This window comes from Vreelandella subglaciescola (assembly GCF_900142895.1).
GTDB classification, from domain to species: domain Bacteria; phylum Pseudomonadota; class Gammaproteobacteria; order Pseudomonadales; family Halomonadaceae; genus Vreelandella; species Vreelandella subglaciescola.
The window spans coordinates 710,364-731,740 of record NZ_LT670847.1 but is presented as its reverse complement, the minus strand read 5'-3'; the positions used below and the strand labels follow the sequence as shown (position 1 = coordinate 731,740).

Below are 21,377 nucleotides of genomic sequence, written 5' to 3'. Positions count from 1 at the left end.
TATGAACTCAGGGGTTCAAGCTGGCGCTATTGCTCAATCGGCGTGTCGTCGCGGTTGCCCCATTCGCCCCAGGAGCCGGGGTAGCCGCGAATGCTAAAGCCCAACGCTTTGCCCACAAGCCAGGTGAAAGCACTGCGGTGGTGCCCCTGACAGTGGGTGGCCACTTCCATATCCGGCGTAATGCCCGTGGCCTCAAGCTCGATCATTAGCTCGGCGTAGCCGCGCATGCGTAGGTCGCCCTGGAGGTCCATAGCGTTGGTCCATTCCATGTTGACCGCCCCGGGGATGTGGCCGAGGTGCTTATTATTGCCTTTTTCGCCGTTGAATTCCGCCGGCGAGCGGGCGTCCCACACGGCAAAGTCCTTGTCGCCGAGGCGCTCTTTGATTTCGTCGCAGGTGATGCGCGTTTTAGGGTTCAGAATCTCGGCGCGGTAGTCAGACGGCGTGGGGGCGGTGGGCTCGGTGCTTTGCGCAAGGCCGGCACCGCGCCAGGCGTGAATACCGCCGTTCAGGTAGGAGTAACGCGTGTGACCGATCAGGTCGAGCGTCCATAAAAGCCGCGCAGCAAAGCCGCCGCCTTCGTCGTCATACGCGACGACGTGGGTGTCGCGGGTTAGCCCCAGCTCGCTAAACATGGCCGAGAGCGTCTCGATCTCGGGCGCTTCGCTGGGAATCGGGCCTTCGCCGCGCATCAGCCGGCGCGCTTCCAGCAACACGGCGCCGGGCACATGGCCTTGGGCGTAGCTGCCGGGATTTTTAGGCACGTCGATAATCAGCAGCTGCGCATCATTTAGGTGCGACTCAAGCTGCTCCGGCTCGACGATTAACGGCAGCAGGCTGGCTTCAGAACTGTGCGGTAGAGAACTCATGGAGACTCCTTACGATGACGTGGGCGTTCACGCATTCAGGCTGGCGAGAATACGCCGGTAGCTGGCAAAACGCTGTGGATGGATCTTGCCTGCTTCAACGGCGGCAAGTAAAGCGCAGCCGGGCTCGGCCTGGTGGCGGCAGTCACGAAAGCGGCAGTGACTGAGGAACGGCCGAAACTCGATAAAGCCGTCGGTGACGGTTTGCGCGTCGAGATGGGTCAGGCCGAACTCGCGAATCCCCGGCGAATCGATCAGCACGCCGTCGCGGGCGTCGGGCATGGTGTAAAGCCGGGCAGTCGTCGTGGTGTGGGTGCCTTTGCGCGAATCTTCTGACAGCGCGCCGATGCGCAGGGTTTCCTCGGGCAGCAGCTGGTCGATCAGCGATGATTTGCCCACCCCGCTTTGCCCCACAAATACCGAGGTGCGCTCGGCCAGTTGGCGGTAAAGCGCGGCTAGCCCATCGGGTTGGGCGGTAGTGGTGCGTACCACCGGGTAGCCCAGCGCCTGGTAGCGCTCCAGCAGCTGACCAAGCTCGCCGCCGTCGTCGGGCAGCAAGTCGACCTTGTTGAGCACCAGTACCGGCGCGATGCCGGTAGCCTCGGCGGCGATCAGATAACGGTCGATCAGGTTGGCGTGGGGGCTGGGCTCCACGGCAAACACGATCAGCAGCTGGTCAACGTTGGCGGCCACCGGCTTGAGCCGGCCCTGGGCGTCGGGGCGAGAAAGCACGCTGTCGCGCTCGGTGCGCGCCACCACCACGCCGGAACCTTCCTGGCCTTCGCGCCAGATGACGGTGTCGCCGGTGACCAGCCCTTCAAGGTTGGCGCGCAGGTGGCAGCGCACGGCCGCACCGTTGGCACTGCGCACTTCCAGGCTGCGGCCGAAATGGGCGATCACCCGGCCGGCCTGCTCGGCGCCGTATTCGCCGGCGGCTAGCTGCTCGGCCTCCTGGGCATCGTGTTTGGCGGCGCGCTTTTCGCGTTCAGCCTGGATTTTTTCCACCCGCCAGCGCTGCTGACGGCTTAGTTTACGTTTGCTCATGGCCATCCGGTGGTCGGTACAATAGCATTGAATCGGTATTGTAACGGGTTATGCGCCGGCGGGTGAGTTGTCTGCCGGCGCCGATCGTTAAAGTTATCGTTAAAAAATCCTACCGCCGCATCAAGGAGCCACCATGAGCGATACAAACACGCCGCAACAGGGCACGCCGCAAAAGGATCTGCTGGTCTGGATTGATCTGGAAATGACCGGGCTCGACCCGAATAAAGAGCGCATCATCGAGGTGGCCACGCTGGTCACCGATAACGACCTGAACACCGTGGCCGAGGGGCCGGTGATCGCCGTGAAACAGTCCGACAGCCTGCTTGGGCAGATGGACGACTGGAACCAGAAAACCCACGGTGAGTCGGGGCTGGTGAAGCGTGTGAAGGAAAGCACGACAAGCCCGGTTGAGGCCGAAGCGCAAACGCTGGCGTTTTTGCGTGAGTATGTGACGCCGCAAAGCTCGCCCATGTGTGGCAACAGCATTCATCAGGATCGGCGCTTTCTGGAGCGCGAAATGCCCGAGCTGTGGGCGTTCTTCCACTACCGCAATCTGGACGTGTCGACGCTTAAAGAGCTGGCCAAACGCTGGAATCCCGACGCCGCCAAGGGCTTTAACAAGCGCAACGTGCATCTGGCGATGGATGACATCAAGGAATCCATCGGTGAGCTTAAACACTACCGCCGCACGTTTTTGCATACGGGCGCCAATGCCGAGGACGTTTACGGCGAAGAAGAGTGATTAACAACAGTCGTTGAGAATGGTCATGGGTAAGAGGAACGCTACTCGGCGGTCGCGATGCGGTTATTACGGCGATGGCGCTGCTCGGTAAGCGCCCAGGCGACGTGCTCGCGAACCAGGGCGCTGGGGTAGCTGCGCCGCGCCATCAGCGCGGCTTCCACGGCGTGGCTGAAGGGCGCGTTGCCCAGCGCCACGGCGATGTTGCGCAGCCAGCGCTCGTAGCCGATGCGGCGAATCGCGCTGCCGGCGGTCTTGTCGAGAAATTCTTCTTCGCCCCAGCCAAACAGCGTTAACAGCTCGGCGCGGTCGAGGTCGTGGCGCGGGGCAAAATCGGCCTCGCGGGTGGTTTGGGTAAAGCGGGTAAACGGGCAAAATAGCTGGCAGTCGTCGCAGCCGTAAATGCGGTTGCCCATGGCGCGGCGGTACTGCTCGGGAATCGCGCCGTGCAGCTCGATGGTGAGATACGAAATGCACTTGCGCGCATCCACGACTTTATCCGCCACGATGGCGCCGGTGGGGCAGACCGTCTGGCAGGCATTACAGCTGCCGCAGTGATCGCGCGCAAACGGCGCATCCACGGGCAGCGGCAAGTCGGTGTAGAGCTCGCCGAGAAAAAACAGCGAGCCGGCTTGGGGGTTGAGCATCATGGCGTTTTTGCCAAACCAGCCGAGGCCGGCCTTTTGCGCCAGCGCGCGTTCCATGACCGGCGCGGAATCCACAAAGGCGCGGTAGCCAAACGAACCAACCTGGGCTTCAATGCGTTTGGCCAGGGCGGCGAGGCGCTTGCGCATCAGCTTGTGGTAGTCGCGCCCCAGCGCGTAGCGCGACACGTAAGCGCGCTCGGGCTGGTTAAGCACCGCGACGCTCTCCATGTCGGCGGGCAGGTAGTCCATACGCACGCTGATCACCCGAATGGTGCCGGGCTCAAGCTCAGCGGGGCGGGTGCGCTTGGTGCCGTGCTTGGTCATAAAACCCATTTCGCCGTGATAGCCCTTGTCGAGCCAGTCATTCAGGTGGGCTTCGTGGTCTTCAAGCTGGGTATCGGTAATGCCCACCTGCTGAAAGCCGAGTTCGTCACCCCAGGCTTTGATGTCGTCGGCAAGCGAAGCTAGCTCGGCGGCGGAAAGTGATGCTGTGCGAGAAGAGCTGGGGGGAACGGTAGCGGACATAAGGGGTCAACGGTCAGACTTTGGCGCTATGCTAACGCATAGCTGAACCAATACGCGATTCATTCGATCGCCATGTGAAAGGAAATCCTGTGAGCCTTGCGAATACAGCATCCTTGCGCCCGCTTTATACCGCGCGGCAGGTGGGCGAGCTTGACCGGCGTACGATCGCCGGCGGCGTCGAGGGCTTTGCCCTGATGCAGCGCGCCGCATCAAGCGCCTGGCACAGCGTGCGCACCCGCTGGCCCCAAGTGCGCAGCCTGAGCGTGGTCTGCGGCGGCGGCAATAACGGTGGCGACGGCCATGTGCTGGCCGCCCTTGCCGCCCAGGCGGGTATGAAAGTGCAGCGCATCGGCGTGAAACCGATTGACGCGCTAACCGGTGATGCCGCCCGCGCGGCCGCCCTGGCAAGCGACGCGGGCGTGGGTTGCGAGGCGTGGCATGATGAGACTGTGTTCACCGGCGAGATCATCGTCGATGCGCTGCTGGGTACCGGCCTTGACGGCGAGGTGAGAGGCGCCTACCGCCAGGCGATCCACGCCATCAATCATGCCGGGCTGCCGGTGCTTGCGGTGGATATCCCCTCGGGGCTTGCCGCTGATACCGGCGCGGTGCTGGGGTACGCGGTACATGCTGACGCCACGGTGACGTTTATCGGCGATAAGCTGGGGCTTTATACCGGTCAAGCGCCGGATCACGTCGGCGAGGTGGATTTTCGGCCGTTGGGCGTTAAATCCCAGGCATTTTTTGATATTGTGCCGCGCGCTTTCCGGCTGAACGAAAGCCAGTTACCCGAGGCGTTTCCTCCGCGCTCGCGCACGGCGCACAAAGGCCATATGGGGCACGTGCTGGTGCTCGGCGGCGCGCCGGGGCTGGGCGGGGCGGCACTGATTGCGTCTCAAGCAGCGGTGCGCCTGGGGGCTGGCAAGGTAAGTCTTGCCACGGCGCCGGAACACGTGAGCGCCAGCCTGACGCGTTGCCCCGAAGTGATGGCGCACGGCGTGCGCGGCGGCGCTGATGTGGCGCCGCTCGTCGCACAGCACTTAGGAAAGTGCGATGTGATCGTCGCGGGGCCAGGGCTGGGTCAAGGCGCATGGGGGCAGGCAATGCTCGCCGCCGCGTTGGCAAGCGAAAAGCCCTTGGTGCTCGACGCCGACGCGCTGAACCTGCTGGCCAGCCGCTTTCCCTTTGAGCGCCGTGATAACTGGGTACTGACGCCGCACCCAGGCGAAGCGGCCAGGCTGTTGGGGCTTAGCGTTGCCGACGTGGAGGCCGATCGCCCGGCGGCGGTGGAGGCGCTCAGGCAGCAGCGTGGCGGCCGCGTCATCCTCAAGGGCGCCGGCAGCCTGATCGCCGGGCCGGGCGGGCTTGTAGTGTGCCCCTACGGCAATCCCGGCATGGCCAGCGGCGGCATGGGTGACGCGCTCAGCGGCATGCTCGGCGCACTGCTTGGTCAGCAAGGCGTGAGCGACCAAAGCGTTTGGCTGGGGGTCCTGGTGCACGCCCTGGCGGCGGATCGTGCGGCGCAAGACAGCGGCGAACGTGGTTTGCTGGCCAGTGATCTGGCATTCTATGCGCGCCGGCTGATCAATCCCTGACCCGCCTTAAACCGATAACCCGCAATTAAGGTAATAGCCCACATGCAGGTGACACTCCCCGACGAGAAGGCGCACGTCGCGTTTGGCGAAACGCTAGGCCGTATCTTTCAAGGCCGTGGGCGCCTCTATCTACACGGTGATCTGGGTACGGGGAAAACCACGTTGACGCGCGGTGTGCTGCGCGCTTACGGCTATCAGGGCGCGGTTAAAAGTCCTACTTACACGCTGATTGAGCCCTACGAGGTTGACGGCCAGCGCGTTTATCACCTGGACCTGTATCGCCTGGGCGACCCGGAAGAACTTGAGTTTATCGGCGGGCGCGACGTGCTCGCCGACGACGCGCTGTGCGTGATCGAGTGGCCCAGCCGCGGCAGCGGCTGGTTGCCACCGGCGGATGTGCACGTCACCCTGGAGGTGGACGGAGACGGCCGGCGAGCAACGCTTGAAAGCCAAACGCAGCGCGGCGCCGGCTGGCTTGCCGTGCTGGGGGATGAAATGTGGGAAAAAGCGCAGGAGCGCCCATGAGCGATAGCACGCAGCGGCTAACATATGGCTTGGCAGGCCTGCTCGTAGGGGTGGCGCTGTGCTTGTTTAACGTGGCTCAAGCGGCAACGGTCGACAGCATGCGCCTGTGGGCTGCGCCCGACCACGCGCGGCTGGTGTTTGATTTGTCTTCGCCGGCCCAGGCCAAGGTGTTTTCGCTGGATTCGCCGGCGCGGCTGGTGATCGACCTTGCCAATAGCGAGCTTGACGTCGACGCCAGTAAGCTGGCGCTTGAAGGCAGCGCGATTTCTGCGGTGCGCACGGGCGTGCGTGAAGGCGACGACCTGCGCGTGGTACTGGAACTCAACCGCAAGATCGAGCCGCGGCATTTCACGCTGGCGCCCAACGATCAATACGGCCACCGGTTGGTGGTGGATCTGGAATACCCCGGCGAAAGCGCGGTGGAAAATCCCATCGACCCGATTGAGTCGATGATCCGCGAGCAGGAAATTGCCGCCGAACGCGCCAGCACCAAAGCCAAGGCGCTGGGCGAGTCGGAGCAGGCCACGCCGGTAACGCAACAGGCCGAGCCGCACCCCCGGCGCGATATCATTATCGCCGTGGATGCCGGCCACGGCGGTGAAGACCCGGGGGCTACCGGGCCTGGCGGCACGCGGGAAAAAGACGTCGTGCTTGAGATCAGCCAGCGCCTGGCGGCGCGCATCAACGCCACCGAAGGGTTCAAGGCCGTGCTGATCCGCGACGGTGACTACTACCTTGGCCTGCGCCAGCGTACCCGGCTTGCCCGAGAGCAAAAGGTCGACTTCTTTGTGTCCATTCACGCCGATGCGTTTAACAGCCCAAGGCCTAAAGGCAGTTCGGTGTATGCGTTATCCCAGCGCGGCGCGACCTCGGAAACCGCCCAGTGGCTGGCCGATACCGAGAACCGCTCGGATTTGATCGGCGGCGTTGACGGCAACCTGTCATTGCGCGACAAGGATCAGGTGCTGCGCGGGGTGCTGCTGGATCTGACCATGACCGCCACGCTCAACGACTCGCTGACCATCGGCGGGCAGGTGCTTGATCAGCTGTCCCAAATCAACCACCTGCATAAGTCGCGGGTCGAGCAGGCCGGTTTTGTGGTGCTGAAATCGCCGGATATTCCATCGCTGCTGGTGGAAACCGGGTTTATTTCCAACCCCACCGAAGAAAAGCGCCTGGGCACGCCGTCGCATCAGGAAAGCTTGGCAAAGGCGGTGTTCAGCGGTATGCGCAAGCACTTTGAGCGGCATCCGCCGCCGGCTAGCTTACTGGCCTGGCAGCGCGATCATCGGGGCAGCCCCAGCCGCGGCGAGTACCGCATCCGCTCGGGCGATACGCTGTCTTCCATCGCCTCGCACCACGGCGTTCTGGTCAGTCAGCTGCGTCGTGCCAACGACCTGAACGGCGATGTGATTCGGGTGGGGCAGGTATTGCAGATTCCTAATTCGTAAGGAAGACCCGGCGCATAAGCGGTATGTCGTGGGGTGAGTGCCGTAAAGGTCGTTTTATGAAGGTTGTATCAAGGGGTGCATATTGGACGCTAACGCTGTAGTGACGCCGAAAATTCATGTGCTCGACCCGCGCCTGGCCAACCAAATTGCCGCCGGCGAGGTGGTCGAGCGCCCGGCCGCGGTGGCCAAAGAGCTGATCGAAAACGCCATCGATGCGGCAAGCCGGCGTATCGAGGTCGAGGTTGAGCAGGGCGGCACGCGCCTGATCAAGGTGCGCGACGATGGCGTAGGGATCGCCGAAAATGATTTGCCGCTGGCGCTTTCCCGTCATGCCACCAGCAAAATAGAGAGCCTCGGTGATCTGGAGGGCGTCAGCTCGCTGGGGTTTCGCGGCGAAGCGTTGGCCTCGATCAGCTCGGTCTCGCGCCTGGCGCTGACCTCCAACGCCCTTGATGATCCGCGCAGCGGCTTTCGCGTAATGGCCGAAGGCCGGGGGATGGAGGCGCGGGTAGCGCCGGCGCCGCATCCGCGCGGCACCAGCGTCGAAGTACGCGACTTGTTTTTCAACACCCCGGCGCGGCGCAAATTTTTGCGTACCGAAAAAACCGAGTTTGCCCACCTTGAAGAAGCATTCCGCCGTCAGGCGCTGTCGCGCTACGACATTGCCTGGACGCTGCGCCACAACCAGAAAACCGTGCATCAGCTGCCGCCGGGAGATTCGCCCGCCGCACGCGAGCGGCGCATCGCCTCGCTGCTGGGCAAGACGTTTATCGAGCACGCCCGCTATATCGAGCGTCAGGTGGGTGATCTGCGCCTGTCGGGCTGGGTAGGGCTGCCGACGCACTCCCGCGGCCAGGCCGATCAGCAGTATTTTTTCGTTAATGGCCGCGTGGTGCGCGATCGGTTGGTGGCCCATGCGGTGCGCCAGGCCTACCGCGACGTGCTGTATAACGGCCGGCATCCGGTGTTTGTGCTGTATCTGGACGTCGACCCTGACGTGGTGGACGTCAACGTGCACCCGACCAAGCACGAGGTGCGTTTTCGCGACGGGCGCACGGTGCATGACTTTCTGTTTTCCAGCCTGCATCGCTGCCTCGCCCATACCCAGCCGGCGACTAATGCCGACGAGACGCCCGCCGACGAAACACCCTCTGATGAGGGAAGCGCGGCCGCGCCGCCTGATGCAACGCCGGCGGCCAGCGGCCGCTTTGAGCAGCAGGGTATGGCGCTTTCGCCAGCGCCCGAGCGCCACCCGGGGGCGGCGCGGGTGCGGCGCTTTATGCAGGGCTACCAGGCGCTGCATCCTGATCACGAAGACACGTTGCTCACGCCTCAGTCTCAGTCCCTGTCTCAAGCCGAGCCGGCGCGCGCGGTGCACGAGGCACCCGCCACAATGGCCGCCCCGGACCCGACGGCCGCACCGCCGCTGGGGTTTGCCCTGGGGCAGCTGCATGGCGTATTTATCCTCGCGCAGAACGCCCAGGGGCTGGTGCTGGTGGATATGCACGCCGCCCACGAGCGGATCGTTTATGAGCGCATGAAACGCCAGCTGGATGAAACCGGCATCGACGCTCAGCCGCTGTTGGTGCCGGTGTCGCTGGCCGCCAGCCGGCAGGAAGTGGCAATTGTGGAAAGTGAGCAGGAGGCGATCGAAAAGCTCGGCGTGACGCTTGATATTGCCGGCCCCGAAACGCTGCTGGTGCGCCAGCTGCCGGCGCTTCTGGCTACCGCCGATCCCGAAGCGCTGGTGCGCAACATGCTTGAAGAGCTTGAGCGCTATGGCCGCACGAGGCAGGTCGAAGCGCGGATTCATGAGCTGCTATCGACGATGGCCTGCCACGGCAGCGTGCGCGCCAACCGGCGCCTGACGCTGGACGAAATGAACGCACTGCTGCGCGATATGGAACGCACCGAACGCAGCGACCAGTGCAACCACGGCCGTCCGACCTGGACGCAAATGAGCATGCAGGCGCTGGATCGTTTGTTTTTGCGCGGCCAGTAAAGCGGCCGTAAATGGCCAATAAACGGCCACAAGCGGCTAATAAGGAGTAAACCAAGCCCATGATTGATTCACGCCCGCCGGCCATTTTTTTAATGGGGCCCACCGCCGCCGGTAAAACCGACGCGGCGATAGCGCTACACGAGCGTTTGGGGTGTGAAATCATCAGCGTGGACTCGGCGATGGTGTATCGGGGGCTGGATATCGGCAGCGCTAAACCCAGCGCAGATGAACTGGCCCGGGCGCCGCACCGCCTGATCAACATCCGCGACCCGGCTGACCCTTACTCGGCGGCGGATTTTCGTAAGGATGCGCTCGAGCAGATGCGCGAGATTAGCGCGCGGGGCAAAACGCCGCTGCTGACGGGCGGTACCATGCTTTACTACAAGCAGCTGCTTGACGGCGTAGCCAACCTGCCGGCATCAAATCCGGCCATCCGCAAGCGCCTACAGGCGGAGCAGGCGCGCGACGGGCTTTTAGCGCTGCATCGCCGCCTTGCCGAGGTGGATCCGGTGTCGGCGCAGCGCCTTCATCCCAACGATCCGCAGCGCATTTTGCGCGCACTTGAGGTGTACGAAATAAGCGGGTGCACGCTGACTGAGCTTTGGGCCGAACAACAGTCGGAAACCTTTCCCTGGCAGGTGCTGTCCATAGCCCTTGCCCCCGAAAGGCGGGACGTATTGCACGAGCGTATTGCCCGACGTTTTAGCGCGATGCTCGACGAGGGGTTGATTGATGAGGTCGCCGCCCTCAAAAAGCGTAGTGACCTGACGGCTGATCTGCCGTCAATGAAAAGCGTAGGCTATCGTCAGGTGTGGGCGTATCTGGAAGGCGAGTATGACCACCAGGCGCTGCTTGAACGCGGGATTATTGCCACGCGGCAGCTGGCCAAACGTCAGCTGACCTGGCTTAGGCGCTGGAATGATGTACATTGGGTGGATACATTATCCCCCCAGGCGCTGGATAACGTGCTGATGCTGGTCGAAAAAAGCCGTCTTTGAAAACCATTCTTGAAAGCCGTGCGTGAGCGCAACGCTTAGCGTAAGATACGCCTTTTATAGCGAGTGTTTTCGAGCGGCCACGATCCGGCCTTTCGGGTAATGATACTGTAGGGCGCCTCGGGCGCACTTTTAATAACCAACTCCAACGACAGTTTTAGGGAGAGCACCATGTCCAAAGGGCAGTCCCTTCAAGACCCGTACTTGAACATTCTGCGCAAGGAGCGCATTCCGGTTTCCATCTTTTTGGTTAACGGGATTAAGCTGCAGGGCCAGATTGAATCTTTTGATCAGTTTGTCATTCTGCTGCGCAACACCGTCAGCCAGATGGTGTATAAGCATGCAATTTCTACCGTTGTGCCGTCGCGCAACGTGCGCCTGCCGCTACCGGACGCTGCCGCTGAAAGTGACGCTGAAAGCGACGCTGAGGCCTGATTGCCCACATACGCAGACCAGCCCATGAGGTGTTGATTGTTTTTTGAGCGCCCAGACGCCGGTGAAACGGCCGTGCTTGTGCACGTTGATTTTCAAGACGAGCTTGATCGCGAAGATTCGGGCGAGTTTCTTGAGCTTGTCAGGTCAGCCGGCGCGGTGTCGGCGACGCTGTTAACAGCAAGCCGCAAGCGTCCCGATTCGCGCACTTTTATCGGCTCGGGAAAGCTTGAAGAGCTGCGAGCCATGCTCGCGGCCCACGAAGCCGAGCTGGTTATCTTCAATCACGGGTTAAATCCGTCCCAGCAGCGTAACCTGGAGCAAGATTTGCAGTGCCGGGTGCTCGATCGCACCGGGCTGATTCTGGATATCTTTGCCCAGCGGGCGAGAACGCACGAAGGCAAGCTGCAGGTCGAGCTGGCCCAGCTTGAATACATGTCAACGCGCTTGGTGCGTGGCTGGACACACCTCGAGCGTCAAAAAGGCGGCATCGGTCTGCGCGGCCCCGGGGAAACCCAGCTCGAAACCGACCGCCGTCTGCTGCGTGGGCGTATCAAATCGATTCACAAGCGGCTCAGCAAGGTGCGCAAGCAGCGCGAGCAGAGCCGTCGTGCGCGGGCGCGCGCTGAAATCAACAGCATTTCGCTGGTGGGCTATACCAACGCGGGTAAGTCGACGCTGTTCAACGCGTTGACGGCCGCTGAAGTTTACGCCGCCGACCAGCTGTTTGCCACGCTTGACCCGACCCTGCGCCGGCTTAACGTTGACGACGTAGGGCCGGTGGTCTTGGCCGACACCGTGGGCTTTATTCGCCATCTGCCGCACAAGCTGGTAGAGGCGTTTCAGGCCACGCTGCAGGAGGCGGTTGACGCCTCGCTGCTGGTGCATGTGATTGACGCGGCCGATCCTGATCGCGAGCTTAACGTCGAGCAGGTTAACGGCGTGCTCAGCGAGATCGGCGCCGACCGTGTGCCCATGCTCAAGGTGATGAACAAGATTGACCGGCTGGATAGCGCGCCGCGCATCGAACGTGACGGCAACGGCATGCCTGAAGTCGTCTGGCTTTCCGCCCAGGACGGCCGCGGTCTGGATCTGCTGTATCAGGCGTTGACCGAACGTCTGGCGGATGACGTGATAGAGTTTCCGCTGACGCTGGCCCCGGAGCAAGGCAAGCTGCGCGCCGGTCTCCATGAGCTTAATGCCGTGCGCGCCGAATATTTTGACGAAGAAGGGCGCCCGGTACTTGACGTGCGTCTACCGAGGCGCGACTTTAATCAGCTGATGGCAAAGCTTGGCGAGCGCGCCGATACCTATTTGCCTGAAGGGCTTAAACAGCCGGCTGACTGGTAAGTAATCCGCCCTGAAACGGCGCGCTGTTTGCGCGCTGGCTGCAGAGCAACGCGTTTTATCTGGCAGTAATGGTAAAGTGCAAAGGGTAAGTCAAGAATAGTAAACCGCAATAATATTAAGGAGCACGGCGTCGCGTATACACGCCTCGACGTAGCGTGCCGGTGAACACCTTAATGGAGATGATGTATGGCCTGGAATGAGCCTGGTGGTGGCGACCAGCACGACCCGTGGAGCAGCGGTGGTCGACGCAAAGGCGGCGATGACGGCAACCGCGGGGGGAATAATGGAGGCAACAATGGGGGCAATAACAATAACGGGGGGCCGCCGGATCTGGACGAAGCGTTGAAGAAGTTTCAGAAAAAGCTCAACGGCATGTTTGGTGGCAGCAAAAAAGGCCGCGGTGGCAGCGGTAATGGCAATGGCAGCGGCAGCAATAAGCCGCGCAACGTCTTTGCCTTGCCGGGGCTTTTGCTCATCGTTGCGCTCGCCATCTGGGCGGCCTCGGGCTTTTATCTGGTTGACCAGTCAGAGCGTGGCGTAGTGCTACGTTTTGGTAAGTTTCAGGAAACTGTTACGCCGGGTCTGCAGTGGAATCCGCCGCTGATTGACGACGTGCGCATGGTCAACGTTACGCGGGTCCGCTCGCTGACTCAGACAAAGTCGATGCTGACGCGCGACGAGAACATCGTGAAAGTGGAGATCTCTGCCCAGTACCGGGTTTCTGATCCGTCTGATTTCGTTCTTAACGTGCGCGATCCTGGCCTGTCGCTTGAAAACGCGCTGGATTCAACGCTGCGCCACGTAGTGGGCGGCACCGACATGATCGACATCCTGACATTTGGGCGTGAGATTCTGGGCAGCTCGGTGGCCAGTCGGCTGCAGTCCTACCTGGATACGTATGAAGTCGGGGTTCAGCTGCAGACAATCAACATTGAGTCTACGTCGGCACCGGGGCCGGTTATTGACGCCTTTGATGACGTCATCCGTGCCCGCGAAGACCGTCAGCGTACCATTAACAAAGGTATCGCTTACGCCAACGCCATCATTCCTGAAGCCCAGGGTCAGGCGCAGCGTATTATCGAACAGGGGCAGGGCTATCGCGAATCGGTTGTGGCCGAAGCCCAGGGTCAGGCCAACCGCTTTATTTCGCTGCTCGGCGAGTATCGCAAGTCGCCCGATATCATGCGCGAGCGTATGTACATCGAAACCATAGAAGAGCTGTTTGGCTCTACACCTAAGGTACTGATGGATGTTAGCGACAATGCGCCGCTGATGTATCTGCCGCTGGATAAGATGCGCGGCACCTCGTCCAGCCGTAACGACGACAACCTGGATCCACGTGTGCTGGAAAACACGTCGCAGACGTCATCGTCTTCCAGCAGCAGCTCCAGTAACAGTTCCAGCAATAGAACGTCCAGCCGCAGGGAGGGCCGGTAAATGATCAATAAACGATCCCTGCTGATCGTCGGCGGTCTGGCCGTCGCCGCCTGGCTTGCCAGCAGCACGCTTTATGTTGTTGATGAAACAGAAGGTGCGGTTAAGCTGCGCTTTGGTGAAGTGATAGAAGAAAGTATTCAGCCAGGGCTGCATGTCAAAGTGCCGATCACCCAGACGATCCGCAAGTTTGATACGCGGCTATTAATGCTGGACACCGACACCAGCCGCTACCTGACCCGTGAGCAGAAAGCGGTAATCGTAGATTCTTACGTTCAGTGGCAGGTCATCGACCCGACGCTTTACTATGAAGCCACGGGGGGCGACAACATGATGGCCGCGCGCCTGATTCAGCCGCGCGTGGACGAAAGCCTGCGTAACGCGTTCGGGCGGCTAAAGCTGCAGCAGATTATCGCTGAGAACCGTGATGACCTGATGACCGGCCCGCGCGAGGAGCTCGACGATCTTATGCGTAACGAGCTGGGTGTGGCCATTCGTGATATCCGCATTAAGCGAATCGATTTGCCCGAGGACGTATCCGCCGCCGTGTTTGAGCGTATGCGCTCGGAGCGCGAGCGTGAAGCCCGCGAGTGGCGCGCCCAGGGTAAAGAGGAAGCCGAGCGGATTCAGGCTAATGCCGACCGCCGCCGCCAGGTATTGCTGGCTCAGGCGAACGAGCGTTCTCAAACGCTACGCGGTGAAGGTGACGCTAAAGCGGCGCAGATTTACTCTAACGCCTACGAACAGGACGCCGAGTTCTTTGCTTTCTGGCGCAGCCTGAGCGCGTATCGCAAAAGCTTCGCCAACAGCGATAACTTGATGGTGCTTGAGCCTGACAGCGAGTTTTTCCGCTACCTGAAAAATGCCATGCCAAGCGGGAGCAGCGCAGAATAAGCGCGGCGTTGCCGGATGGACGGGGTTCATCCGGCGGCTAAACATGCTAGACTTTATTAACCGGGCGTCGCCCGGTTTTTTTGTGGCCTCAGGTTGATGAATTTGTCGATATCTCGGTGGATTCTCGGATGGGGCTTTCACCGTCGTCTCGCAGGATTGTTGACATGACCATCGCTGACCGCTGGCTATTGCCCGACGGCATGGATGAGGTACTGCCGCCGCAAGCAAGCCGTATGGAAGAGCTTCGCCGTGCGCTGCTGGACCTCTATCACTGCTGGGGTTACGACCAGGTAATGCCGCCGCCCGCCGAGTTTCTTGACTCGCTTTTAACCGGCACCGGCACCGATCTCGATTTACAAACCTTCAAGCTGACCGATCAGCTGACCGGCCGCATGATGGGCGCCACAGCCGACGTAACGCCGCAGGTGGCACGGATGGATGCGCACTCGTTGCGTCGCGAAGGGCCGGTGCGGCTGTGCTATTGCACCAGCGTCATGCGCGCCAGTGCGGATCAGTACCAGGGCGGGCGCAGCCCGGTTCAGGTCGGCGTGGAGCTGTTTGGCCACGCGGGGCTGGAGGCCGACGGTGAAATCATTCACCTGGCGCTTGAAAGCCTGATCGCCGCCGGTGCCGGTGAAATGCACCTGGCGCTGGGGCACATCGGCATTTACCGCAGTCTGGTCGAGGCCGCCGCCCTGGACGGCGATCAGGAGCGTGCGCTGTTTGCCGCGCTGGCGCTGAAATCGCCTACGCAGATCGCCCGTGAGGTTGAGCGCAGCGTTACCGATCCGGCGCTTGCCGATATGCTGATCGCGCTGGGCGAGCTGCACGGCGATGCCGATGTGCTGGGCCGGGCGCGCGCGGCGTTTGCCGGCGCACCGGCGACGGTAACCGCCGCACTTGATGACCTGGACGCGCTGCAGCGGGGCGTGCGTGCGCGTTTTGACGTGTCACTGTATTTTGATCTGGCCGAACTGCGCGGCTACCAGTACCACACGGGGATGATGTTTGCCGCCTATGTGCCGGGCTTTGGTTACGCATTGGCCAAAGGCGGGCGCTATGATGATACCGGCCGCGCCTTTGGCCGTGCCCGCCCGGCGACCGGGTTTTCCATGGATTTGAAGCAGTTGGCGACGCTTGCCAGCGCCACGCCGCGGTCGGGCGCCATTCTGGCGCCGGCAGACGCCGATGATACCCTGCGCGACGTCGTTACGGCGCTGCGTCGTCAGGGGGAGCGGGTAATACAGGCGCTGCCGGGGCAGCGCACCGGGCTTGTGGATCACGGGTGTGACCGCCAGCTTGAGCTTATCGACGGTCGTTGGCAGCCAACGACCCTGACACAAGAGACGAGTGCATAATGGGTAAGAATGTCGTAGTACTGGGCACCCAGTGGGGTGATGAAGGTAAGGGCAAGATTGTTGACCTGCTCACCGAATCAGCGTCCGCCGTAGTTCGCTTCCAGGGCGGGCATAACGCCGGCCATACGCTGGTGATCGACGGTGAAAAAACGGTACTGCACCTGATTCCTTCGGGCATCCTGCGCGAAGACAAGGCCTGCGTGATCGGCAACGGCGTAGTGCTGTCGCCTGAAGCGCTGATCGAAGAAATGCGCGAACTGGAAGCCAAAGGCGTGCCGGTACGCAAGCGTCTGAGCTTGTCGCCGGCCTGCCCGCTGATTCTGCCGTACCACGTGCGTCTGGATCAGGCGCGTGAAAAGGCGCGCGGCGTGGCCAAGATCGGTACCACCGGCCGCGGCATCGGCCCGGCTTACGAAGACAAGGTCGCGCGTCGCGGGCTGCGTCTGGGCGATATGCTGCATCGCGAACGCTTTGCCGCCAAGCTGGGCGAAGTGCTCGACTACCATAACTTCGTACTGACCCGTTACCACGGCGAGCCGGCGGTCGATTTCCAGGAGGTGCTGGATAGCGCCATGGAAATGGCCGAAGAGCTCCGCCCGATGGTGTGCGACACCGTGAGCATGGTGCACGAGTTTCGTAAAAACGGCGAAAACATCCTGTTTGAAGGTGCTCAGGGCTCGCTGCTGGATATCGACCACGGCACTTACCCCTACGTCACCAGCTCCAACACCACGGCCGGTGGTACTGCCACCGGTTCGGGCGTGGGGCCGCTGTTTCTGGACTACGTGCTGGGCATTACCAAGGCCTACACCACCCGCGTGGGTTCCGGGCCGTTCCCCACCGAGCTGTTTGATGACCACGGCCGCCATCTGGCGGAAAAGGGCCACGAGTTCGGTGCGACCACCGGACGGGCGCGCCGCTGCGGCTGGTTTGACGCCGTGGCCCTGCGCCACTCCGTGCAGGTCAACTCGATTTCGGGGCTGTGCCTGACCAAGCTCGACGTGCTCGACGGGCTGGAAAATATCCGCGTGTGCGTGGGCTATCGCAGCAAAGACGGCGAGGTCATGGACAACCCGGTAGACTCTGAGGGCTATGAAGCCATCGAGCCGTTGTACCAGGACCTGCCGGGCTGGACGGAATCGACCATCGGGGTGAAAAGCGTCGACGGGTTGCCGGCCAACGCGCGTGCCTATATCAGCTTTCTGGAAGAGCAGATCGGGACGAGCATCGACATGATTTCCACCGGCCCTGACCGCATGGAAACCATCGTGTTGCGCAACCCGTTTGACGACTGATCCGCTCATTGATCCATCGCGCCAAAACAGCCAACCTCCCTCGAGGCTGGCTGTTTGCTAAAGGCTGACAGCCAATACCGACGTTAAAAATCGATGCCGCGGCGCGCTTGAAGGCCGCTGCTGAAGGCGTGGCGAACCTCCTGCATCTCGGTCACGGTGTCGGCCATGGCGACCAAATCGCGGTGGGCGTTGCGCCCGGTAATCACCACGGTTTGCTCGTGCGGACGGTTTTCTAGCGCGCGTTTGACGGTGTCGATGTCGAGATAGCCGAATTTGAGCATGTAGGTGATCTCGTCGAGCACCACGAGATAGACGTCGGGATCAGCAAGCATGCGCTCAGCGTCGGCCCAGACTGCCTGGCAGGCTTGGGTGTCTGCTTCGCGGTTCTGGGTGTCCCAGGTAAAACCCGTGGCCATAATGGCGATGTCCAGGTTGGGGTCGTCTTCCAGGCGGTTGCGCTCGCCGCACTCCCAGAGTCCTTTGATGAACTGCACTACGCCAACCTTGTAGCCGTAGCCCAATGCGCGCGTCACGGTGCCCCAGGCGGCGGTCGTTTTACCCTTACCGTTACCGGTATTGATGAGTATCAGGCCGCGCTGTTCGGTGGCGTTGGCCACTTTTTCATCCACGTGCGCCTTCAGCTTTTGCATGGATGCTTGGTGGCGCGTATCGCGATCGCTCATGGTGTCTCCTGTTGTTCTGGATATGTGTTCGGGGTATTTGGGCCGGTATCAGACAAAGAAAGGGGTTGGCGGCGTAGCCTAAGCGATCGGGCGGGCAATGCCAACGCCGTTGAATAAGGCTTGTATAATAGAGACCGATCGCCGAAAGTCGCCGCGCATTTTGCTAGTTGGCTAAACAAATTGGCAGGCAGCGGGGTGGCTGCTCTAGAATATGGGGTCATATCTTTTCAGGAAGTGGCTATTTTTTTAGGAAGTGTCTATGCCCTCGTTTGATATTGTGTCCGAATTTGACAGTCATGAAGCGACCAACGCCGTCGATCAGGCGAATCGTGAAGTACAAACCCGCTTTGATTTCAGGGGCGTTGACGCCACCTTCACCCTGGAGGGTGAAAAAGTGCAGCTGGAAGCCGAGGTGGATTTTCAGCTCCAACAAATGCTGGAAATGCTTCGCGGTCGGCTGATTGCCCGCGGTATTGATGCGCGCTGCATGGACGAAGAAGAGCCCGAGCTTGCCGGCGTCAAGGCGCGCCAAACGGTAGCGCTCAAACAGGGGCTCGAGCAGGCCGACGCCAAAGATATCGTCAAGCGCATCAAGGCGAGCAAGGCCAAGGTACAGGCGCAGATTCAAGGCGAAAAAGTCCGCGTGACCGGCAAGAAGCGCGACGACCTGCAGGGCGTCATGGCGCTTTTGCGCAGCGAAGAAGGTCCCGATATGCCGCTGCAGTTTGATAACTTTCGTGACTAACGTTTTCGATACGCTTTCATGACTGGCTTTCGTAGCTAACGCTTGCGACAAGCCTGCGAGATTAAATAGCGCCGCTGCCGTTTGCGGCGGCGTCTTTCCACATTTTCTGCATTGACATCGGCTATTCTTGAGCCGGTGCCAACAAGGAGTCATACGCCATGTCAAAACCGCAGCCGGTTCATTTAAGCGACTATCAGCCGCCCGCCTATCGCGTGACCCATACCGAGCTGACGTTTGACCTTGACCCCGCCAGCACCCGCGTCGAGGCGCGCCTCACCATCGAGCGTCATCCTGAAGCCGCGCCGAACGCGCCGCTGTTTCTCAATGGCGAGCAGCTTACCCTTGAGTCTCTCTTGCTTGACGACGAGCCGCTTGCTGAAAGCGCCTACCAGCACGATGACAAGGGGCTGACCGTTGCCAACGTGCCGGCTGCGTTTACGCTTGCGACGCGCGTGCGCCTCGCGCCAGAAGAGAACACCGCACTTGAAGGGCTGTATCAGTCGAGCGGCATGTTTTGTACCCAGTGCGAAGCCGAAGGCTTTCGCCGGATTACCTTTTACCCCGACCGTCCCGATGTGATGGCGGTGTTTCGCGTCACCGTGATTGGCGACGCCACCCGCGAGCCGGTGCTGCTGGCCAACGGCAACCCCGTGGAGCGCGGCGAGCTTGAAGGCGGGCGCCATTTTGTCACCTGGGAGGATCCGCATCCCAAGCCGGCGTATCTCTTCGCGCTGGTGGCCGGTGATCTGGCGTGCGTTGAGGATCATTTCACGACCATGAACGGGCGGGAGGTCACGCTGCAGATCTGGGTTGAAGAAGAGAACCTGGGCAAGACCGATCACGCCATGGCCTCACTCAAGCGCGCCATGCGCTGGGATGAAGACAGCTACGGACGCGAATACGATCTTGACCGCTTCATGATCGTGGCGGTCAACGACTTCAATATGGGCGCCATGGAGAACAAGGGGCTCAACATATTCAACTCGGCGGCGGTGCTGACCCACCCCGATACCGCGACCGATGCCGCCTTCCAACAGGTGGAAGGCATTGTGGCGCATGAATATTTCCACAACTGGTCGGGCAACCGCGTGACCTGCCGCGACTGGTTCCAGCTGTCGTTGAAAGAAGGCTTTACCGTCTTCCGCGATCAGAGCTTCTCGGCGGACACCAACTCGGCGCCGGTCAAGCGTATCCAGGACGTGGCGTTTTTCCGCACCGCGCAGTTTGCCGAAGATGCCGGCCCCACCGCGCACTCGATCCGCCCCGAGCATTACATCGAGATCACCAACTTCTACACCCTGACGATTTACGAGAAAGGGGCGGAAGTGGTGCGCATGCTGAAAAACCTCGTGGGCTGGGAGGCCTTTCGCCGCGGCAGCGACCTGTACTTCGAGCGTTTTGACGGCCAGGCGGTCACCATTGAAGACTTTGTCGGCTGCATGGCGGAAGCATCACAGCAGGATCTGACCCAGTTCATGCGCTGGTACCATCAGGCGGGTACGCCGGAAATCGACGCTCACGGCGAGTACGACTACGTCAACGCCGAGTATCGGCTGACGCTGCGCCAGCGCACGCCCATGACGCCCGGGCAAACCCACAAGCAGCCGCTGCACATCCCCGTGCGCATGGGGCTGGTGGGCACCAAGTCGGGCCACGACCTGACGCTGACGCTTGATGGTGAAAAGCGCGGCAAGGATACGGTCATTCACCTGCGTGAGGCCGAGCAGACGTTTGTCTTTACCGACGTGGCTGAGGCGCCCACGCCTTCATTGCTGCGCAATTTTTCGGCGCCGGTGAAGCTGCACTTCCCGTATTCGCGCGAAGATCTGGCGTTTCTGCTCACCGAAGACAGCGACGGCTTCAACCGCTGGGAAGCCAGCCAGCGGCTGGCGATGCTTGCGCTGAACGACCTGATTGCCGCGCACCGTAACGGCGTGGAAAAGGTCATGGATACCCGCGTAATCGATGCTTACCGCGCCTTACTGACCGCGCCGGTCAACGACAAGGCAGTGCTTGCAGAGATGCTCAAGCTGCCCTCTGAGGCCTGCATCGCCGAGTCTCAGCCGCTGGTAGACGTGGATGCCATCCACGCCGCCCGCGAATTCGTGCGCCAGTCGCTCGGTTTTGCGCTGCGCGACGAGTTCATGGCGGTTTATACCGCGAACGTCTCCAGCAAGGCCTATGCCCCTACGCCAGAGCAAATCGGCCAGCGTAGCCTCAAAAGCGTGGCGCTTGCCTACCTGATGGCGGTTGAGGACGAAGAGGCCATCGAGCGCTGTCAGGCGCAGTTTGACGCCGGGCACAACATGACCGACGTGCGTCAGGCGCTGACCCTGCTGGTGCACTCGAGCCGCGATGAGCTTGCCGCGCCGGCGCTCAAGGCCTTCGGTGAAAAATGGGCTCATGACTCGCTGGTGATGGACCAGTGGTTCAGCATTCAGGTGTCGCGCCCGCAGGAAGACGTGCTCGAACGGGTCAAATACCTGATGCAGCATCCGGCGTTTTCACTGAAAAATCCCAACAAGGTGCGTGCGTTGCTCGGCGCGTTTGCGCAGAATCGCGTCAATTTCCACCGTCTGGACGGGGCGGGCTACGCGCTGCTGGCCGATGCGGTGATTGAGCTTAATCGCCTTAACCCGGAAATCGCGGCACGCCTGATGACGCCGCTGACGCGCTGGCGCCGCTTTGACGACGCCCGCCAGGCGCTGATGCAGGCCGAGCTTGAGCGGATCAAGCAGGAGCCGCTGTCGGCCAACGTTTACGAGCTGGTAGAAAAAGCGCTTGCCTGAGCGACACG

18 protein-coding genes are annotated in these 21,377 nt (G+C 61.4%); 14 read left to right on the top strand and 4 right to left on the bottom strand.

Annotated elements, in window-relative coordinates; genetic code table 11:
• Nucleotides 1–26: 26 nt before the first annotated feature.
• Both B5495_RS03355 and rsgA read right to left on the bottom strand, forming a co-directional pair.
• A complete protein-coding gene (locus tag B5495_RS03355) occupies nucleotides 27–869 on the bottom strand; it encodes a sulfurtransferase (RefSeq protein ID WP_079551326.1) in 843 nt (280 codons plus the stop codon).
• A gap of 27 nt (nucleotides 870–896) precedes the next feature.
• Nucleotides 897–1,910 (bottom strand): small ribosomal subunit biogenesis GTPase RsgA, encoded by a 1,014-nt coding sequence (gene rsgA / locus B5495_RS03350; protein WP_079551324.1) that lies wholly within the window; start codon nucleotides 1,908–1,910, stop codon nucleotides 897–899.
• Nucleotides 1,911–2,043: 133 nt separating this feature from the next.
• Here rsgA and orn point away from each other — a divergent pair, with 133 nt between their 5' ends.
• A complete protein-coding gene (gene orn, locus B5495_RS03345) occupies nucleotides 2,044–2,652 on the top strand; it encodes an oligoribonuclease (protein ID WP_079551322.1) in 609 nt (202 codons plus the stop codon).
• Between the two features lie 41 nt (nucleotides 2,653–2,693).
• On the opposite strand, the gene queG is transcribed toward orn, so the two are convergent.
• Entirely contained in the window at nucleotides 2,694–3,821 is a 1,128-nt protein-coding gene (queG, locus tag B5495_RS03340) for a tRNA epoxyqueuosine(34) reductase QueG (protein WP_079551320.1), read from the bottom strand.
• 89 nt (nucleotides 3,822–3,910) lie between these two features.
• Here queG and B5495_RS03335 point away from each other — a divergent pair, with 89 nt between their 5' ends.
• From B5495_RS03335 to B5495_RS03285, 11 genes are all read left to right on the top strand, one after another.
• Entirely contained in the window at nucleotides 3,911–5,416 is a 1,506-nt protein-coding gene (locus B5495_RS03335) for an NAD(P)H-hydrate dehydratase (protein WP_079551319.1), read from the top strand.
• A 42-nt stretch (nucleotides 5,417–5,458) separates the two neighbouring features.
• The gene (tsaE, locus tag B5495_RS03330; RefSeq protein ID WP_079551317.1) at nucleotides 5,459–5,941 is read left to right on the top strand and encodes a tRNA (adenosine(37)-N6)-threonylcarbamoyltransferase complex ATPase subunit type 1 TsaE; all 483 of its coding nucleotides are present in this window, start codon (nucleotides 5,459–5,461) and stop codon (nucleotides 5,939–5,941) included.
• Nucleotides 5,938–7,392: an N-acetylmuramoyl-L-alanine amidase gene (locus B5495_RS03325; RefSeq protein WP_079551315.1), complete on the top strand. Its 1,455-nt coding sequence runs from the start codon at nucleotides 5,938–5,940 to the stop codon at nucleotides 7,390–7,392. The genes tsaE and B5495_RS03325 overlap by 4 nt, the downstream gene beginning before the upstream one ends.
• Nucleotides 7,393–7,474: 82 nt before the next feature.
• Nucleotides 7,475–9,394: a DNA mismatch repair endonuclease MutL gene (gene mutL / locus B5495_RS03320; protein WP_079551313.1), complete on the top strand. Its 1,920-nt coding sequence runs from the start codon at nucleotides 7,475–7,477 to the stop codon at nucleotides 9,392–9,394.
• A 59-nt stretch (nucleotides 9,395–9,453) separates the two neighbouring features.
• Nucleotides 9,454–10,392: a tRNA (adenosine(37)-N6)-dimethylallyltransferase MiaA gene (gene miaA / locus B5495_RS03315; protein WP_079551312.1), complete on the top strand. Its 939-nt coding sequence runs from the start codon at nucleotides 9,454–9,456 to the stop codon at nucleotides 10,390–10,392.
• Between the two features lie 168 nt (nucleotides 10,393–10,560).
• Nucleotides 10,561–10,824 carry an RNA chaperone Hfq gene (hfq, locus tag B5495_RS03310; RefSeq protein ID WP_079551310.1) on the top strand — a complete coding sequence of 88 codons (264 nt, stop codon included), beginning with the start codon at nucleotides 10,561–10,563 and terminating at the stop codon, nucleotides 10,822–10,824.
• A gap of 36 nt (nucleotides 10,825–10,860) precedes the next feature.
• A complete protein-coding gene (hflX, locus tag B5495_RS03305) occupies nucleotides 10,861–12,171 on the top strand; it encodes a ribosome rescue GTPase HflX (protein WP_079551308.1) in 1,311 nt (436 codons plus the stop codon).
• 186 nt (nucleotides 12,172–12,357) lie between these two features.
• Entirely contained in the window at nucleotides 12,358–13,608 is a 1,251-nt protein-coding gene (hflK, locus tag B5495_RS03300) for an FtsH protease activity modulator HflK (RefSeq protein WP_079551306.1), read from the top strand.
• Complete coding sequence (gene hflC / locus B5495_RS03295; protein WP_079551304.1) at nucleotides 13,609–14,499, top strand: protease modulator HflC; 891 nt, start codon at nucleotides 13,609–13,611, stop codon at nucleotides 14,497–14,499. It abuts the gene before it with no gap.
• Between the two features lie 164 nt (nucleotides 14,500–14,663).
• Nucleotides 14,664–15,857, top strand: a complete 1,194-nt coding sequence (locus tag B5495_RS03290; RefSeq protein WP_079551302.1) for an ATP phosphoribosyltransferase regulatory subunit — start codon at nucleotides 14,664–14,666, stop codon at nucleotides 15,855–15,857.
• On the top strand, nucleotides 15,857–17,152 hold the full coding sequence (locus tag B5495_RS03285) for an adenylosuccinate synthase (RefSeq protein ID WP_079551301.1): 1,296 nt from the start codon (nucleotides 15,857–15,859) through the stop codon (nucleotides 17,150–17,152). The genes B5495_RS03290 and B5495_RS03285 overlap by 1 nt, the downstream gene beginning before the upstream one ends.
• Before the next feature lie 83 nt (nucleotides 17,153–17,235).
• On the opposite strand, the gene cobO is transcribed toward B5495_RS03285, so the two are convergent.
• Nucleotides 17,236–17,835: a cob(I)yrinic acid a,c-diamide adenosyltransferase gene (gene cobO / locus B5495_RS03280; protein WP_079551299.1), complete on the bottom strand. Its 600-nt coding sequence runs from the start codon at nucleotides 17,833–17,835 to the stop codon at nucleotides 17,236–17,238.
• Between the two features lie 259 nt (nucleotides 17,836–18,094).
• Between cobO and B5495_RS03275 the strand changes: the two genes are divergently transcribed.
• Together B5495_RS03275 and pepN are read left to right on the top strand one after the other, a co-directional pair.
• Complete coding sequence (locus tag B5495_RS03275; RefSeq protein WP_079551297.1) at nucleotides 18,095–18,580, top strand: YajQ family cyclic di-GMP-binding protein; 486 nt, start codon at nucleotides 18,095–18,097, stop codon at nucleotides 18,578–18,580.
• A gap of 158 nt (nucleotides 18,581–18,738) precedes the next feature.
• On the top strand, nucleotides 18,739–21,369 hold the full coding sequence (gene pepN, locus B5495_RS03270; RefSeq protein WP_079551295.1) for an aminopeptidase N: 2,631 nt from the start codon (nucleotides 18,739–18,741) through the stop codon (nucleotides 21,367–21,369).
• The last annotated feature ends 8 nt before the right edge of the window (nucleotides 21,370–21,377 follow it).